16 protein-coding genes and 1 tRNA gene are annotated in these 16,560 nt (G+C 49.2%); 9 read left to right on the top strand and 8 right to left on the bottom strand.

Translation table 11 applies throughout. The features are described from left to right. Positions 1-49 precede the first annotated feature (49 nt). The 8 genes from mrdA to lipA all read left to right on the top strand — a co-directional run bounded on the left by mrdA (position 50) and on the right by lipA (position 8,329). Positions 50-1,906 (top strand): penicillin-binding protein 2, encoded by a 1,857-nt coding sequence (gene mrdA, locus K0H60_RS05255; protein ID WP_086903351.1) that lies wholly within the window; start codon positions 50-52, stop codon positions 1,904-1,906. Continuing rightward, the gene (rodA, locus tag K0H60_RS05250) at positions 1,903-3,006 is read left to right on the top strand and encodes a rod shape-determining protein RodA (RefSeq protein WP_011716116.1); all 1,104 of its coding nucleotides are present in this window, start codon (positions 1,903-1,905) and stop codon (positions 3,004-3,006) included. Before mrdA ends, rodA begins: the two co-directional genes overlap by 4 nt. A gap of 17 nt (positions 3,007-3,023) precedes the next feature. Continuing rightward, entirely contained in the window at positions 3,024-4,088 is a 1,065-nt protein-coding gene (gene mltB, locus K0H60_RS05245) for a lytic murein transglycosylase B (RefSeq protein ID WP_220057500.1), read from the top strand. After that, positions 4,072-4,914: a septal ring lytic transglycosylase RlpA family protein gene (locus tag K0H60_RS05240; RefSeq protein WP_220057499.1), complete on the top strand. Its 843-nt coding sequence runs from the start codon at positions 4,072-4,074 to the stop codon at positions 4,912-4,914. The genes mltB and K0H60_RS05240 overlap by 17 nt, the downstream gene beginning before the upstream one ends. Before the next feature lie 144 nt (positions 4,915-5,058). Continuing rightward, a complete protein-coding gene (locus tag K0H60_RS05235) occupies positions 5,059-6,234 on the top strand; it encodes a serine hydrolase (protein WP_011621779.1) in 1,176 nt (391 codons plus the stop codon). Between the two features lie 120 nt (positions 6,235-6,354). Beyond that, on the top strand, positions 6,355-6,621 hold the full coding sequence (ybeD, locus tag K0H60_RS05230) for a DUF493 family protein YbeD (protein ID WP_011621778.1): 267 nt from the start codon (positions 6,355-6,357) through the stop codon (positions 6,619-6,621). 92 nt (positions 6,622-6,713) lie between these two features. After that, entirely contained in the window at positions 6,714-7,367 is a 654-nt protein-coding gene (lipB, locus tag K0H60_RS05225; RefSeq protein ID WP_011621777.1) for a lipoyl(octanoyl) transferase LipB, read from the top strand. Then, positions 7,364-8,329: a lipoyl synthase gene (gene lipA / locus K0H60_RS05220; RefSeq protein ID WP_088210896.1), complete on the top strand. Its 966-nt coding sequence runs from the start codon at positions 7,364-7,366 to the stop codon at positions 8,327-8,329. The genes lipB and lipA overlap by 4 nt, the downstream gene beginning before the upstream one ends. 68 nt (positions 8,330-8,397) lie before the next feature. Here the strand turns inward: lipA and rimI are convergent, their stop codons facing one another. Continuing rightward, positions 8,398-8,850: a ribosomal protein S18-alanine N-acetyltransferase gene (rimI, locus tag K0H60_RS05215; RefSeq protein WP_220058113.1), complete on the bottom strand. Its 453-nt coding sequence runs from the start codon at positions 8,848-8,850 to the stop codon at positions 8,398-8,400. A gap of 97 nt (positions 8,851-8,947) precedes the next feature. Beyond that, on the bottom strand, positions 8,948-9,298 hold the full coding sequence (locus K0H60_RS05210) for a DNA polymerase III subunit psi (protein ID WP_220057498.1): 351 nt from the start codon (positions 9,296-9,298) through the stop codon (positions 8,948-8,950). Positions 9,299-9,527: 229 nt separating this feature from the next. Between K0H60_RS05210 and dpsA the strand changes: the two genes are divergently transcribed. Beyond that, a complete protein-coding gene (gene dpsA / locus K0H60_RS05205) occupies positions 9,528-9,995 on the top strand; it encodes a DNA starvation/stationary phase protection protein DpsA (protein ID WP_011621773.1) in 468 nt (155 codons plus the stop codon). Positions 9,996-10,343: 348 nt separating this feature from the next. Here dpsA and K0H60_RS05200 read toward each other — a convergent pair whose 3' ends face one another. From K0H60_RS05200 to K0H60_RS05175, 6 genes are all read right to left on the bottom strand, one after another. Continuing rightward, a complete protein-coding gene (locus K0H60_RS05200) occupies positions 10,344-11,549 on the bottom strand; it encodes an acetyltransferase domain-containing protein (protein ID WP_220057497.1) in 1,206 nt (401 codons plus the stop codon). After that, positions 11,539-13,710 (bottom strand): TonB-dependent siderophore receptor, encoded by a 2,172-nt coding sequence (locus tag K0H60_RS05195; RefSeq protein WP_220057496.1) that lies wholly within the window; start codon positions 13,708-13,710, stop codon positions 11,539-11,541. The genes K0H60_RS05200 and K0H60_RS05195 overlap by 11 nt, the downstream gene beginning before the upstream one ends. 60 nt (positions 13,711-13,770) lie before the next feature. Beyond that, on the bottom strand, positions 13,771-14,061 hold the full coding sequence (locus K0H60_RS05190; RefSeq protein WP_220057495.1) for a DUF2946 domain-containing protein: 291 nt from the start codon (positions 14,059-14,061) through the stop codon (positions 13,771-13,773). A 158-nt stretch (positions 14,062-14,219) separates the two neighbouring features. Beyond that, positions 14,220-14,296, bottom strand: a tRNA-Trp gene (locus K0H60_RS05185). Between the two features lie 307 nt (positions 14,297-14,603). Further along, complete coding sequence (locus tag K0H60_RS05180) at positions 14,604-15,572, bottom strand: hypothetical protein (RefSeq protein WP_220057494.1); 969 nt, start codon at positions 15,570-15,572, stop codon at positions 14,604-14,606. Positions 15,573-15,616: 44 nt separating this feature from the next. Next, positions 15,617-16,528, bottom strand: coding sequence for a 3'-5' exonuclease (locus K0H60_RS05175; protein WP_220057493.1), 912 nt, complete (start codon positions 16,526-16,528; stop codon positions 15,617-15,619). Positions 16,529-16,560: the final 32 nt, after the last annotated feature.

Genomic DNA, 16,560 nt, shown 5'->3' with positions numbered 1-16,560 from the left:
TGTTAACGAGTGTCAACCACCCGGATGGGATCAGCTGGAGATAGCCTAAGTGTCGCCAAAAAAGCGGATAACCATGCACGACCACGCCGCCGAGGCGTCACTGTTTAAGCGCCGTGCGCTGTTCACTTTTTTTTGTGTTGTCGCCCTCTTGAGCGTGTTGGTGACCAATCTTTATCACCTTCAGGTTGAATCCTATAAAGATTACGCAACACGTTCTAATGACAACCGTATTCGCGTCGTGCCCATCGCCCCAAGCCGTGGCCTGATTTACGACAGAAACGGCGTACTTCTCGCCGAAAACCAACCCTTTTACTCCCTCGATCTGGTGCCAGAGAAAATTGCCAATATGTCCGAGACCTTGGACGAGCTAGGCAAGTTAATCGAGATCACCCCAGATGAGCGCGAAACCTTTACCGACGCCTTAAAGTTTCACCGCCGCTTTAAGCCGCTTACCCTTAAAAATCAGCTGACTGAAGAGCAAGTGGCGATTTTTAGCGTGAACCAGCATCGCTTTCCCGGGATTTCCGTCGAGGCGGGTTTAAAGCGTAACTACCCCTATGCTAGCCAGCTCACCCATGTGCTGGGCTATGTGGGCAAAATCAACACCCGCGATCGCGCCCAATTGGAGCGTAACGATCAATGGAAGAACTATGCCGCAACCAAGGATATTGGTAAGCAAGGCATTGAAAAGTTTTATGAATCTCTGCTGCACGGTACGCCAGGTCACCTCGAAGAAGAAGTGAACAACCGCGGCCGGACTATCCGCACCCTTAAAATCGTGCCGCCGGAGCCGGGGCAAGATATTTACTTGACCCTAGATTTGCAATTGCAGCAAAAGGCCGTGGAATTACTCCAAGGTCACCGTGGCTCGATTGTCGCTATCGACCCGAGGGACGGCGGCATCTTAGCCTTAGTCTCAAGCCCAAGTTACGACCCTAACCAGTTCGTCCAAGGGATTAACAGCAAAGATTACAGCGATTTATTGAACGATAAATCCCGCCCACTGATTAACCGTGCCACCCAAGGCCAATATGCACCGGCCTCGACGGTCAAACCCATAATCGCCCTACTGGGGTTAGATGAAAAGGCCGTCACCGAGCACACCCGTATTTGGGACCCTGGCTTTTGGCAAATCCCCGGCGTTGAGCGTAAATACCGCGACTGGAAACGTTGGGGCCATGGCTGGGTGAACGTTTACAGCGCCATCGTCGAATCCTGCGATACCTACTTCTATGAATTGGCTTATAAAATCGGTGTAGACCCTATTGCTCGCTTTATGGAACAGTTCGGCTTTGGACAAAATACCGGTGTCGATATTTTCGAAGAATCGGCGGGCAATATGCCGTCGAAGGACTGGAAACGCTTAAAATACAATCAGGCTTGGTACATTGGTGACACGATTTCCGTCGGTATCGGCCAAGGTTACTGGACCGCAACGCCATTGCAATTGGCCAGCGCCACCGCCATCCTCGCCAATGATGGCCGCCGCTTCCCGCCACATTTGTTAAAGTCGATTAAAGATAATACGGCCAAAATTGACTCGCCAATTAACGAGTTGCCGCCAATTGAGCTTAAAAACCCGCGCAACTGGAAAATCATCAACGAAGCCATGCGCCAGACAGCTCATAAGTCGCGTTTTACCGACGCCAGTTACACGGCCGCGATGAAAACCGGTACGGCGCAGGTGATTGGCGTGGCCGAAAACACTAAGTACGATGCCAACAAGATTGCTGAGCATTTCCGCGATAACGCCCTCGTCGTCGCCTACGCACCCTTTGAAGATCCGAAAATCGTCCTCGCGGTGGTGATGGAAAACGCCGGCTGGGGTGGCGCAAACGCAGGGCCAGTCGCCCGCGCCATGCTCGATGAATACATGCTAAGAGACACTTGGAAACCAACGCCATGAGTGCCCAACCACGTCAAAATATCTGGCAACGAATGCATATCGACTTGCCCTTACTGCTCGGTCTGTTTGCCGTCATGGGCTTTGGCCTGTTTGTTATTTACTCCGCCAGCGGTGAAGATCTTGGCATGATGGAGCGCCAACTGTTTAGGATGTTTTTATCCCTAGGCATTATGTTTACCATGGCGCAGATCAATCCCGAGGCGCTAAAGCGCTGGGCCCTACCGATTTATCTTGCGGGGATTGTACTCCTGCTTGGGGTACATTTTTTTGGGGAAATCAACAAAGGCGCACAGCGCTGGCTGAACTTAGGCTTTATGGAGTTCCAACCTTCGGAACTGATTAAGCTCGCCTTCCCCATCACTATGGCGTGGTATATCAGTAAGTTCCCTCTGCCACCGAAGAAACGCTACCTTGCAGGTGCGGCGGTAATTTTGTTAGTCCCGACGCTGTTAATTGCCAAACAACCTGACTTAGGTACCTCGATTTTGGTTGCGGCATCGGGCATTTTCGTACTGTTTTTATCGGGCATGAGCTGGGCGATTGTGGGCGGTTTTATCGCCGCCGTATTAGCCTTCTTACCGATCCTCTGGTACTTCCTGATGCACGATTACCAAAGAACCCGCGTGATGACATTACTCGATCCTGAGAAGGATCCGCTAGGCGCCGGTTACCACATCATTCAATCGAAAATCGCCATTGGCTCCGGCGGCCTCTGGGGCAAAGGTTGGCTCGATGGCACCCAATCCCAATTAGAATTTATCCCCGAACGTCACACCGACTTCATCTTTGCGGTGATCGGTGAAGAGTTTGGCCTGATAGGCAGTATTATCCTGCTCCTGATGTATCTGTATATCATCGGACGCGGCTTAGTCATCGCCTCGCGCGCGCAAACCAGCTTCGCCCGGCTCCTTGCAGGCAGTATCACATTGACTTTCTTCGTTTATGTTTTTGTGAATATTGGTATGGTTTCAGGTATCCTGCCTGTGGTGGGTGTACCTTTACCCCTTGTCAGTTATGGTGGTACTTCCATGCTGACATTGATGACAGGGTTTGGCATTCTTATGAGCATTCATACCCATAGACGTTTTGTAGATAGATAATTTTTAGGGACTTTTTAATGCCTATTCTTCGAGCTTGTTTGGCTCCACTGGCAGTACTTTGCCTCAGTTCATATCTCCTTGGTTGCTCGACGGCAAACGAGCCCGCGGCCCCCACACCGCCGCCAAGTGCGGCTGTCACCACACAGGCGCCAACGCCAGTATTACCCGAAGCCTTAAAGGCAGAATTTATTAAAACCCAAATGGCTCAAGGCTTTACTCAAGCCGAAGTTGAAAGTTTTTTAGCTAAAGCCAACTACAACCAAGCCGTTATCGATGCCATTTCTCGCCCTTGGGAAGCCAAGCCTTGGCATCAGTATTATCCGATTTTCCTCACCGAGAAACGCCTCAATGCAGGTCTAGCCTTCTGGAAAAAACACGAGGCAACGATTGCCAAGGCCGCGACAAAGTACCAAGTCGAGCCACAAATTATTGTGGCCATTATTGGTATCGAAACCTTCTATGGCCAGTACACAGGTAATTATCCGGTAATCGATGCGCTCTATACCTTAGGGTTTTATTACGAGCCAAGAGCCACCTTCTTTCGCAAGGAATTTGGCGAGCTGATGAAGCTGGTAAAAGAAGAACACTTAGATATCAATAGCCTCAAGGGTTCCTACGCCGGCGCCATGGGCTTTGGTCAGTTTATTCCTTCGAGCTACCGCCACTATGCCGTGGATTTTGATGGCAGCGGTAACCGTGATTTGCTCCAGAGTCCAGAGGACTCCATTGGCAGTGTTGCCAATTATTTCCATGAACACGGCTGGCAGCTGCATGCACCCGTTGCGCTCCCTTTAGTGAACAGCAGTACCAATGCGCCTAAAACCAAAGTGTGGGCCGGCGAGAAGTTGCAGTACAAGGTCTCTGATATTCTCAGTCCAAGCTTATCGCTGGCCACCGCCCGCGATTTAGATGTCTCGCAAAAGGCCATGCTCATCGAGCTGGAACAAGTGGATAGCAAGGATTACTGGTTAGGACTCAATAACTTTTATGTGATCACCCGTTATAACCGTAGCCCTTTATATTCCATGGCCGTTTATCAATTTAGCCAACAACTGAAGCAACAACATGACGCTAAAAAATAACCTTTTACCGCTCTTGATGCTCGGCTGCTGTTTTGCGCTCGCGGCCTGCTCGAGTTCTAATTCTGGCTCTGCCAGCGAGAAGAACAAGAACATGGATCCCAACAAGGGCCGCTACGCGCTTAAAAACGATAAGATGCCCATCAATCCACCCAATGTGGACCATGTGCCGAACGCAACTCCAAAATACGAGCCCTACAGCCGCCGCGGTAATAAACCTTATACGGTTTATGGTGAGTCCTATACGGTGTTAGATTCGGGCCAAGGCTTTTCCGAGACTGGCCGCGCCTCATGGTACGGCGAGAAATTCCACGGCTATGAGACATCAAACGGCGAGCCCTACGACATGTATGGCATGTCAGGTGCCCACAAGACCTTGCCCCTGCCAAGCTATGCCCGCGTCACTAACTTAGATAACAATAAGCAGGTGATTATTCGGATTAACGATCGCGGCCCTTTCCATTCGGACCGGATTTTAGACTTATCCTACGCCGCCGCTTATAAGCTGGGTATGTTAGGCACTGGCACCGCACGGATTAAGCTAGATGTGATCTATATTGGTACTCAGGCTGCGACCCAGTCCGCCATCGCCAATATCCAATCCTCAGGCAATCACTACATACAATTGGTGGCTTCGAAGGACCAGCATAGGCTGAACAAAATGGCGAAGGATCTGGAGAAGAAATATCAGGTCAAGACCCGTGTACAACCGGCAAACAATATGTATAGACTACAGCTCGGTCCAATTGGTCAAACCGAACTAGCCGACCGATTACTCAATAAAGTGAAACAAGACGGTTACCCCGAAGGCTATATGGTTTTAGAGTAGTGACCGCTCACTATAAGATGTAGATTTAGCTTAAAAATACCCCAGATGAAGGAACCTTCACTGAAAACCTTTGTCGAAGGGTGGTATACTCGCGAAACTATTTTGCCTTTTCTTTCAATACAACCAAAAAGACGTGCTAAGTTAATGATGAATTTTGTAAAAAGTCCCATTAAAACATTGCTGCTAATTTCGAGTGTTTCTCTTCCTGTTTATGCTGCGCAGCCGATTGTTACCCCTGATGCACCTACAGTTGCCGCCAAGGCTTACGTCTTGATGGATTATTACTCGGGCCAAATCATTGCCGAAGAAAATGCCTACGAAAGCTTAAACCCAGCCAGCTTAACGAAGATGATGACCAGTTATGTGATTGGTCAAGAAATCAAAGCAGGTAACGTATCCCCAGATGATGATGTGACCATCAGTAAAAATGCGTGGTCGAAGAACTTCTCTGACTCATCAAAAATGTTCATCGAAGTGGGTAAAACCGTTAAGGTTTCCGACTTAAACCGCGGCATCATCATCCAGTCGGGTAACGATGCCTGTGTGGCCATGGCCGAACACATTGCCGGCACCGAAGGCGCCTTCGTCGACATGATGAACTCATGGGCCAAGCAGCTTGGCATGCGTGACAGCTACTTCGAAAACTCCCACGGTTTAGACTCTGAAAACCACAAATCAACAGCCTACGACATGGCGTTATTAGGTGCTGCGCTTATCCGTGACGTGCCTGAAGAATACCGTGTCTACAGCGAAAAATATTATACCTTCAATGGTATCAAGCAATATAACCGCAACGGCCTCTTGTGGGATAACAGCATGAATGTCGACGGTATCAAAACCGGCCACACCTCTGGCGCGGGCTATAACTTAGTCGCATCTGCCACCAAAGACGGCATGCGTTTAATTTCGGTGGTGATGGGCACCCAGAGTGAAGCCGCCCGTAAAGCCGAAAGTAAAAAGCTGCTGACCTATGGTTTCCGTTTCTTCGAAACCGTCACCCCTTACAAGGCGGGCGACAGCTTCGTGACCCAACAAATTTGGTACGGCGATAAGAGCACTGTCGATTTAGGTGTAGCGACTGATACCCCTATCACCATCAGCCGTGGCCGCGCGAAAGACTTAAAAGCCAACTTCGAACTGACTAAGCCACTGGATGCACCACTGAAAAAAGGTGAAACCGTTGGTCGCTTATACTTCCAGTTAGATGGCAAAGATATTGCGCAATTCCCACTGGTTACCCTGCAAGAAGTCAACGAAGGCAGCTGGTTCAGCAAATTAGTTGATTACTTTAAGCAACTGTTTTCTGGTTGGTTTAGCTAATCCGAATCACAAAAACTAAGCCACCTTCGGGTGGCTTAGTTGTTTTTGGGGAGTATCGCCCTTGAATCGGGTATAATCGTCACCATATAGTTCCCATTAAAATGGTTATAGAGCACGACTATGTTAAACACGAAATTTGATGAACTCATGGAGTTCCCCTGCGCCTTCCCCTTCAAAGTGGTTGGCGATGCCCACGAAGCCCTGACCGACAGAGTCGTTGCCGTAGTGCAAAGACACGCCCCAGGTGATTATTCACCCACGGTTAAGGCCTCAAGCAAAGGTAGCTACTACTCAGTGACCATCCGCGTTACAGTGACCAGCAAAGATCATATTGAGACTCTGTACACTGAGCTTGCCGGTATCGAAGGCGTACGCCGCGTACTATAAGTATTCCTCAAGGCCATGAAATGTGATCTGTCTTACATTTATGGTTAAGAGGCGTATAATAGCGCCACTCAATTCTAGGGGAGAGGTTGCCCTTGCAAGACACCACTTTGCATATTCGGCATCTGGGACAACAGGATTACGAGTCTGTGTGGCATGCGATGCAGCATTACACCGACACACGTAACAGCGATAGCCCAGACGAACTGTGGATCGTTGAACATCCACCCGTATTTACCCAAGGCCAAGCAGGTAAAAGCGAACATATTTTGAATCCGGGTGATATTCCCGTGATTCAAGTGGATCGTGGCGGCCAAGTGACTTACCACGGGCCGGGACAATTAGTTGTCTACCCTCTCCTCGATATTAAACGCAGCAAGATTGGCGTCCGTCAGCTAGTGACCCATATCGAGCAAAGCATTATCGATATGCTCGCCAAATACGATATCAATGCCTACGCCAAGGCCGATGCGCCGGGCGTGTATGTGGATGAGCGCAAAGTCGCCTCTTTAGGGCTTCGCATTCGTAAAGGCTGCTCCTTCCACGGCTTAGCACTGAATGTCGATATGGATCTGGCGCCGTTTCGCCGCATTAACCCTTGCGGTTACGCCGGCCTTGAAATGGTGCAATGCAAGGAACTGGGCGGCCCACAAACAGTGATAGAAGCAGGCGACCAACTCATAATTACCCTTAGCCAACTATTGGGCTACCAACAACTAGTTCATCATCAAGGATTAGCAGCGTCATGAATAGGCCTGAACGTTTACAACCCGGAGTCAAATTAAGAGATGCCGATAAGGTCTCGCGCATTCCGGTTAAAATCGTGCCCTCTGAGCGCGAAACCATGTTACGCAAACCCGATTGGTTAAGGGTCAAACTGCCCGCTTCTAACCAACGCATTCTCGAGATCAAGCAAGCATTACGTTCGAATGGCCTGCACTCGGTCTGTGAAGAAGCTTCCTGCCCTAACTTGGCAGAATGCTTTAACCACGGCACCGCGACCTTTATGATTTTGGGCGCAATTTGTACTCGCCGCTGCCCATTCTGCGACGTGGCCCATGGTCGTCCATTGAAGCCTGATAGCGATGAGCCGGTCAAACTGGCACAAACCATTCGCGATATGAAGCTGAAATACGTGGTTATCACCTCGGTTGACCGCGATGACCTGCGTGATGGCGGTGCCCAGCACTTTGCAGACTGTATTCGCGAAATCCGTAAACTCAATCCTGAAATTAAGATTGAGATCTTAGTGCCCGATTTCCGTGGTCGTATCGATGCCGCCCTCGACATTCTGTCGACCGAGCCGCCTGATGTGTTCAACCACAACCTCGAAACTGCGCCTATGCATTACCGCAAAGCGCGTCCAGGGGCGAACTATCAATGGTCACTCGACCTACTGAAGCGCTTTAAAGAGCGTCACCCCAATGTGCCGACAAAATCGGGACTAATGATGGGTCTAGGTGAAACCAACGAAGAAATCGCTCAAGTGCTTCGCGACTTACGTGAGCACAAGGTAGAAATGTTGACCCTAGGTCAATATCTGCAACCGTCTAAGTTCCACCTGCCCGTTGAGCGTTACGTCTCGCCTGCCGAGTTCGATGAACTTAAAGTCCTTGCCGATGAGCTGGGCTTTACTCACGCCGCCTGTGGTCCATTAGTGCGTTCAAGCTACCATGCCGATCTGCAAGCTCAAGGTAAAGAAGTGAAGTAACCTTCGCTTTATTAACCCCGTAAAAAAACAGCGCTAAGGCGCTGTTTTTTTTATCGACCTCTAAAGTCTTAAGCCGTTTCGCTTAAGGCTAAATCCATCAAAATCGCATCTTCTTTGCCTTCAGCCAATGGGTAATAGCCCTTGCGACGGCCTGTTTCGACAAAGCCCCGCTTTTGATAAAGTGCGCGCGCGGCAAGGTTTGATTCGCGAACCTCCAGCATCAGCACCACGGCCTTGGCAGCCTTAGCGCCGTCGATAACCGCCGTGAGTAGCAGATGCCCATAACCTCGCCCTTGTTGCGCTGGCGACAAACAAATATCCAGCAGTGTTGCCTCATCAACAATCTGCTGCACAATCGCAAAGCCGAGTAACTCGCCATCGCGTTGCATTAATCCAAGGACGCGGTACAAGTGGCCAAAACAGTCGGCAAGATTATTCTCACTCATAGGATGGGAATGGGCGCTGGCTTCAATGCGCGCCATTTGGCTCACATCCGTTGGCGTCAGGAGCACAATTTGCAGCGATTCACTCAGGGTTTTAAGGACTTGATGACTCACGGGAAAATCCAAATTAAAAGGTAACTCACGATAAAGTATACAGGGCACGATCCATAGAGGCTTAGGCCGTTAATTGCTGCTCACGCCACTGGCAGATCTGCGCCCATAAGGCACGCTTTGCCTCACTGCGTGACTGCAAGTCCGCAAGGGGATCCGACACTAACCAAGCCACTCTGGGCCTAACCCTGTGGCGGCGTAAATCCCAAACTATGGTTTTGCCCTTATGTGGCTCAGTGTTGAACTCGCAGTCGTCCTTACTGATGCCGATTAATCCGAGCACGGTTTCGAGTAAAGGCTCAGCGGCGGGCGTCATCTCGTCTGCATCCCAAACCACTTGATAAGGTCGCACTTTAGTATCGCGAAGCTGCCAGGGAGTAATCTCCATTGCGGCTAAATAGGCTGATTTATTCATGGGGTGATTGGGGTTTCATTAGGTTCTAACACAAGTACAAGGATACCAGCTAAATAGACCGAATGTTATTGTCACGACGCAGGTCTCCATGCAAATCCATCCCAAAATCCCAATTAGGCTGCAAAGATTAATCTATAAATTCGATTTATAGAATCTATTTTAACCGCTTTAGATGTTTAGCTCATTTGATAAGCTATCCCCATTGAGTAGGACAATAGGAGGAATTTCCATGATTAACATCGGCATCAACCAGAGTCACAGAGAAGAAATCGCCGCTGGGTTAAATCAGTTATTGGCCGACAGCTACAGCCTTTACCTTAAGACCCACAGCTTCCACTGGAACGTCACAGGCCCCATGTTCACAAGCTTGCACTTATTGTTTGAACAGCAATATACCGAGCTTGCCTTAGCGGTCGATTTAATCGCCGAGCGAGTTCGCGCATTGGGCGCAAGGGCATTAGGTTCCTATTCGGCCTATGCCAAGTTGACTGAAATCCGTGAAGATCAAGGTGTCACTAAAGCCGAAACCATGATCCGTGAACTGTTAAGCGACCAAGAAGTGGTGATTCGAAACGCTCGAGCGCTCTATCCCTTGGTAAGCCAAGCCAACGATGAAGCAACGGCAGATTTACTCACCCAGCGCATCCAACTCCATGAGAAAAATGCGTGGATGTTACGTAGCTTATTAAGCGAATAACCCTTTCATCATCCCAAGCCAAATGGCCGAGCAGTCACGCGCTCGGCCATTTTATTAGGGCGTGTTAACGTTTCGAGATTAGATTTTGTTCGTTCTGGCAAGCACGTGCTCGCGAAACGAGGAATGATGTGTAGTTATTCTACTCAAATGACGAGTGACAAAGAGCAAGGGCTTGCCAGACGAACCCTTCGGGCAGCATTTGGCAGGCTTTTTTGCCGCGTTATCGTCCGTTTATGTAGAATAACTACACCGCACGGACTTTGCCTTGCATAAAAGCCTGCCAAATTGCTGCAAAAACAACCCTGAAACGTTAACACGCCCTAGGCATTTATTGATACTAAAGCCTATTTAGAGATACTTAAGCCAAGTCTGCTGACTCTGTCCTTTGTAACGACTAAACCAGCGCACGGGATAATAGAGTAAGGGGATCAAGACTAAGCTTATCAGCCATATCCACCCCATATGCGCTACGCCAAACAGCTCACCATGGTTTGCGCCAAATACCCATTTAGCCAGCGAATACAGCAACAGCAGCACATATAAGTGCAAGATATAGAAGAACATAGGCACTGAACCAAACTCTGCCAACCTCTGCCCCATCCAACCTAATACACTGCCTGTCGCAAAATAGCGCTCAAACAGCACTAGTCCATAGAACATCCCGCCTAAGGTCACCAACAAAAAACTCAATGATGGCGGATACTTAGTGAGGTTAAATACCGACATTAAGGTTTGGCCTAGGGTATCGCCAAACTGCCAAGGTAGCGTCTCGCCGTAGATATTAAACCCACGCAGTAAACCAAACAGCAGAGTGCAGCCAAGCCCTAGTAATATTAATTTTTGCTGACGCTGCCACGCATCCATCCCTCGGCCAAATACGGGGCCTGCCACATAGCCCAATAAAATCACGCCAATCCAAGGTAGCGCTGGGTAACTTATCTTCAGCTTAAGCTCGCCCTCGGCAATCAAATAACCCCGGTCATGCAATATCGTCCACAGACTATAGCCCCACTCTTCTGGCGTAAAATGGATAGGCGACAATAGGTTATGGCCAAAGACAATCAATAGTCCGAGTAATGCCATCCACAGCTTTGGGAGGTTGATTAATGCCGCAAGGGCCAACATGCTCAGTCCTATCACCCAAATCACCTGCAACCACAGGGTGTGATAATTACCCATCCATGAGAAATTAATCACCAGCACCTCAAGGGCGATTAAGAATAGTCCGCGCTTGATTAAAAACTCGCGCGCAGAGCGCGGTTCACCTTGACCACGATTGGCGTAAAGCCAAGCCGAAACCCCAGTTAAAAAGACGAAGACTGGCGCACAAAAGTGCGCCGCAAAACGGCTGACAAACAGCGCCCAGTTTGTAGTACTTAAATCCATTGGGTCACTCACCTGCATATGCAGGAAAAACCGCTCCCGCACATGGTCGAGCAACATAATCAACATCACTAAGCCGCGCATCATGTCGATGCTATTGATCCGCTGACGCCCTTGCAGTTTAGGCGCCACCAGCGAAGCCGCGGGTGTCACTGTGGTATTAGAATTCATAGCTAACACTCACTTTAACGTTACGTGGCTCACCCGGTACGGCCCACAGCGCCGAATAACTGCTGGCGATATAGTGCTCATCCAGCAGGTTATCGACATTGAGCGCGAGACTGAGGTTTTCGCCAAGCCGAGTAGTGAAGAACATTCCAAGCAACTGATAACTCGGTAATTGAAAACTCGGATCGGCCGAATCGCCCAAGCGTGAGTCCACATAACGCCAACTCAACCCTAAATGACCGTCGATAGAAAGATCATTTAAGTCCTGCTTGAGAATGACACTGCCCGTGTGTTTTGGCACATTGACCAGCGGACTCCCCGCCGGAATTAACACGCCCCAATCCAGATTCAGGCTGTCGTTCGCCGTGCGGGTATTCAGGTAGGCATAGGACAAGGTTGCTTGTAAGCTCTCAGTCAACTCGGCCGCAATATCCAATTCAATCCCCGTGCTCTTGGCTTCACCAAGGGTCGCCGAAAAGCCGACATTAACGGAATCTGAGGTCAAGATATTGCTCTTTTGCGCATCAAACCAAGCCACACTGCCATTGACGGGTAACTCAAACCAAGTGCTGTTGAACTTAACCCCCAACTCAACGGATTTGCTCTCCTCTGGATCGAAGGGATTACCCGCATAATCAGTGCCTGAAAGCGGTAAAAACCCTTCCGAATAGGAGCCGTAAACACTTAACGCCTCAGACCATTGATAAACTAATCCGACTTTCGGGCTGACCCTGTGGTCGCTTTGATCCGACAGACTCGCGTTGACCTGCTCAGCGATTTCTTGGGAATAACGGTCAAACCTTAACCCTAAATGCAGTTTCCAGTGCTCGGTTAACTCCAATTGATCCTGTAAATAGGCGCCCCAGGCATCTTGAGTCTCTCGGTTTTCATACAGCAGACTGACCTCAGGCTGAGCAGCGCCATATTGGGGGGTAAAAATATCGATAGCATAGGCGCCCTTCTGGCCTCGATAACGGTAGAGTCCCGTTTTCAGTCGATAATGATAGGCATCCGTCCCAAGCAGCAGATTGTGTCTTATGCTGCCAGTATCAAACTGGCCGCTGAGTTCGGCACGCACTGAATGATCCTCTGAAGCGTAATCTCGATAGCGATGTTGCCGCGTCAGAGTACGGCCATCGTCATATAAGGATTGACGCCCCTTTGCTAATTCGGCATCCGATGAGTAGCCATTTAAGCTCGAATCGCGATAGTTATAACCCGCGGTAAGCGACCAATCCTCATTCAATTCATACTCATAGGTAAGCTGATGCCCAGTCGCATCCACTTTAGTTGGCCCATCGTTGGGCTCACCCAAGTAACGCGAACGGGGCACGGTATTAAAGTCGTTATTGAGCACTACTACGCCACGGTCAAATAACTGTTCTTGCTTAAGATATTCAACCTCATACAGGAGCGATGACTTATCCGACAGTTGCCAGCGCAGCGATGGTGTGACGATCTTTTTATCGCTAAACACGTAATCGCGAAAACTGTCATGCTCCTGCCAAGCGCCATTGATCCTGAAGGCCAAGGTATCGGTCAGCCCCGAGGTAAAATCCCCTTCTAACCGATATTGATCAAAACTCCCCGCGGAGGCTTTTAAATAGCCCTGCGCCTCGTACTGCGGCTTTTTAGTCACAATATTCACAGTGCCGCCGGGCTCCGAGCGTCCATAAAGCGCCGAGCCCGGGCCTTTGAGGATTTCCACATAGGCTACGTTCGATAGATCTCTATGGCCACTAAAACCTCGACCACCATTAAAACCATTGATTAAATAGCCCGATGGCATGTTTTCATTCCCAGGAAAGCCCCGTAACGAAAAACTATCCCAAAGCCCTCCACCATTGTTTTGCCGCGCGACACTGGCGGAATAATCCAATAAGTCTTGAAAACGCGTCAGTCCAGTATCTTTAATCAGTTGCTCATCTAGCACAGTAATGGCCTGGGGCAACTCAGTCGCCGGCACATTGCCGCGGTAGGCCTGACGATAATGAATGCTTAAACGCTCGATATCGTCATTAAGTCCAGTGGTATCAGTTGGCACAGCCTCGGCGGCCAATAGGGGAACACTCGCATCCAACGCAAATAACGCCACGCCCAGCACGAATGCCGAGCGCTTGTGGCTCATATAAACAGCCATTTTTACTCCAAAAATAAACAGCATCGGGTACCTTAGTTAAGCCAAGGCGCTCGAAAAATAAGAGAAATAGATAAAAAGCAGGAGTTAGGCTGTTAGCGGCGGCGCGCGGCTATGAAAGTGGCGCCTAAATGGCGTCTTAAAGGAAATAACATCAAACTCAACCGAGATAACGCCCTGTTGAGTAACTTGAAAATCTAGCGGAGAGTATGAGATGGCATGCTGCAATTGGTGCTGATGCAAACACAGCGCGCAGTGGGCCTTGGTATCATCATTGAGGTGGGAAACACTGTGCACCGCAAACGCAACAGACAGCAACACTAAGATGGCTGCAAGCCATAGTGCTAATCTGCGCCTTGTTTGCATCACAGAGCTCAAACCATACATCCTCAAACCAAAGGGCTTGCGATTGTATGTTAGACCCTACGAAAGTTGCAAATACCTTTACTTAACAAATGTAAGCAAATGCGCAGGGAAATTTTATCGCGCGCAAAATAAAACGGCTCGCATATTTCTATGCAAGCCGTTGTTTTATTTGGCAGGGGTGGCAGGACTCGAACCCGCAACCATCGGTTTTGGAGACCGCTGTTCTACCAATTGGAACTACACCCCTGTTGACGTGGGGCATTATGCTAAAAGCACTCTCAAAGGTAAAGGACTTTTTATGACAAACTTAATTAACTGAGGAATTTTCAAACAAGTTTGCCATCTACTGTTGATTTAATTGGCATAAAGCTGAAAAAGTCAGCATGTAAGCTCAGTGCAGAGCGTGAAAAACCCGCCTGCAACTGAGCAAACATTAAGAAACGATGCTCTCTCTATGGCAAAAAACTAACAAAAGAGTCGTGAAAAATACCTTAAAAGATGAATTTAAGCGCAGTGCGTACCATGCACTCACTGGCAAATCCCATCACGGATGGTTAATCATCAAGGGTTGAGATAAAAATCCGCCGCAAGTCATTGTCCCAAAGCTGGATAATTTTACGGGTCTTATCCTTATTCCAAAAACACTTACCAAACAGGATAAGCCCTGCGCCTTCTAAATCCCGTTTATCTTCGATATTAAAGCGCTTAAACAGTTTAGTTTTGACGCCCTCGATAGGAATACCTATGTCTTTACTGTCGGCGGGATTGAGCCAAGATAAGGTCGGGTCGCTATGGGAGATAGTGCCCCAGTACATATGGGGTTTGTTATCCGTCGGATCCGCATCGGCAAAATTCACAAACAGATTCTTCGCCCGCCAGCGATACTTGCGCTCATCATCGGTGTAAACCCAAAGATCGGAAGTCGCCAAATCCGAGCCGCGCAGCAGGCTATGGAGTAACTTTTCTAGCCCTTGGCTCGGAGTTCGCTTTGCCGTGATGGCTACCTCATGCTTATCGGGCGTCACCTGATAGCCAGTTTTAGGCTCCTGCACTGACTCTAATGGCTCGGTCTCATTTGCAGTTTTACTTTTGGACCCAACCTCTTGCTCTTGGGGAGCGTTCACTTTGAGCGTTGAGCTAGATGGTCTCTTATTACTGGGATTGAGCGAAAAATCGATCACCAAGGCATCGGCGTCGAGCAGTTGTTGCTGCACTTCGAGGGCATCTTGTTCTTCACGGGACTTTTGCGCCGACGGATTAAATTCGATGCAATCGAGCTTATGGTAACGGGAGCCAAAACAGGCGGCCTTACCATCCTTAGATGCTTTACGAAAATAGGCTTTGCCGTAGCAGGCGGGGCAATATAAATGTTGGCGCAAACGCTCAATCTCAGCCTCGGGTAACTGCTGAAATTTGAACACACTGTAGGTGACACTGGCCTGCGCATTAGGGTTGAGTCGTAATGGCGACGAAGCGTGCTCTGCCGCAGTCTCGGTTGTGAGTACACAAATCGCATCCAACATCGCTCGTCCCCCTAATCCTTATCTTCGCGACCTTATCTTAAGTCTTAAGCCGGATGAAAATAGCTCGCGAGTCGTGCTGCTAAACTCGTCGGCAATAAGGGTTTATTACCGACTGTCGTTTTGCCATAAAAACCTTGCAGCTTGTCGATTAACTGCCAAAAACACAGGTTTGCCGCCAATGCATCGAGGGCGGCGTACTGAATTTGCGCTTGGGATAAAGGCACCTGTTGCCAATTCGAGAGAGTAATTTTTTTAGGTTTATCGATACGTTTATGCAGTAATGCCGCCACCAATTGCCGCGTGCCCATCTCCTTTCCGGCGCCGAGCTGCGCCATCGCCCAATTTAAATCGAGTCGTGGAGAGACCTGAATATCCCAATCCCGTTTAAGCGCTTGACCGTCACCCCTTAATCCGATCCCCACTTTGAGGATCTGCTCATTTTCGAGCAAAGGTTTAAGTTCGGCGAGCCTCTCACCCAATACCGCCCGCTGAAATAAATAGCAGATATCTGAGGTTGCCAATTGCACTAAGCTCAAGGGATATTGAACGCCCGGCTCAAAGCTTGCCCGTGTTTCGGTATCAAACCCCAATACGGATTCACGGCTAAGTTGTTGTAATGCGGTAGTAAGCTTATCGGGCGTGACTAATTCAACATGCATTTCAACCCGCATTTCCTCCCGTATTTCGCCCCTTATATCCACCAGCGACAGTGGCGTAAGGTTTGCCAGCTCGGCATCAGTTAGGCGCGTGGTTAAGGCAAGCTTCTGCTGAAACCATTGGAACTTAAGTTGCGAATCGGCTGCCGATAAGTCCTCCGCTTGGGACTCGGCTAATCCAGCTAGATAGTGACTCCCAGCTTTATCCATCGCCGCGATAAGCTCGTCGGCGTGTTCGCCTAATTCCTGACGCAGCCAAGCCAACTTATTGGGAGAAAGGCAATAACGCATTAATTGCATACTTCGTCCTTGAGCACTGGAATACTCGCAGC

The organism is Shewanella mangrovisoli, assembly GCF_019457635.1.
Classification (GTDB): Bacteria; Pseudomonadota; Gammaproteobacteria; order Enterobacterales; family Shewanellaceae; genus Shewanella; species Shewanella mangrovisoli.
The sequence above is the reverse complement of the archived record's forward strand: the minus strand, read 5'-3'. Positions and strand labels throughout refer to the sequence as shown.

Coding starts and splice junctions, on each gene's coding strand:
- dpsA (WP_011621773.1), top strand. CDS start 9,528: ATGATTAACATCGGCATCAACCAGAGTCACAGAGAAGAAATCGCCGCT.
- rodA (WP_011716116.1), top strand. CDS start 1,903: ATGAGTGCCCAACCACGTCAAAATATCTGGCAACGAATGCATATCGAC.
- K0H60_RS05195 (WP_220057496.1), bottom strand. CDS start 13,710: ATGCTGTTTATTTTTGGAGTAAAAATGGCTGTTTATATGAGCCACAAG.
- K0H60_RS05180 (WP_220057494.1), bottom strand. CDS start 15,572: ATGTTGGATGCGATTTGTGTACTCACAACCGAGACTGCGGCAGAGCAC.
- ybeD (WP_011621778.1), top strand. CDS start 6,355: ATGTTAAACACGAAATTTGATGAACTCATGGAGTTCCCCTGCGCCTTC.
- K0H60_RS05175 (WP_220057493.1), bottom strand. CDS start 16,528: ATGCAATTAATGCGTTATTGCCTTTCTCCCAATAAGTTGGCTTGGCTG.
- mltB (WP_220057500.1), top strand. CDS start 3,024: ATGCCTATTCTTCGAGCTTGTTTGGCTCCACTGGCAGTACTTTGCCTC.
- K0H60_RS05235 (WP_011621779.1), top strand. CDS start 5,059: ATGATGAATTTTGTAAAAAGTCCCATTAAAACATTGCTGCTAATTTCG.
- lipA (WP_088210896.1), top strand. CDS start 7,364: ATGAATAGGCCTGAACGTTTACAACCCGGAGTCAAATTAAGAGATGCC.
- K0H60_RS05200 (WP_220057497.1), bottom strand. CDS start 11,549: ATGAATTCTAATACCACAGTGACACCCGCGGCTTCGCTGGTGGCGCCT.
- K0H60_RS05240 (WP_220057499.1), top strand. CDS start 4,072: ATGACGCTAAAAAATAACCTTTTACCGCTCTTGATGCTCGGCTGCTGT.
- K0H60_RS05210 (WP_220057498.1), bottom strand. CDS start 9,298: ATGAATAAATCAGCCTATTTAGCCGCAATGGAGATTACTCCCTGGCAG.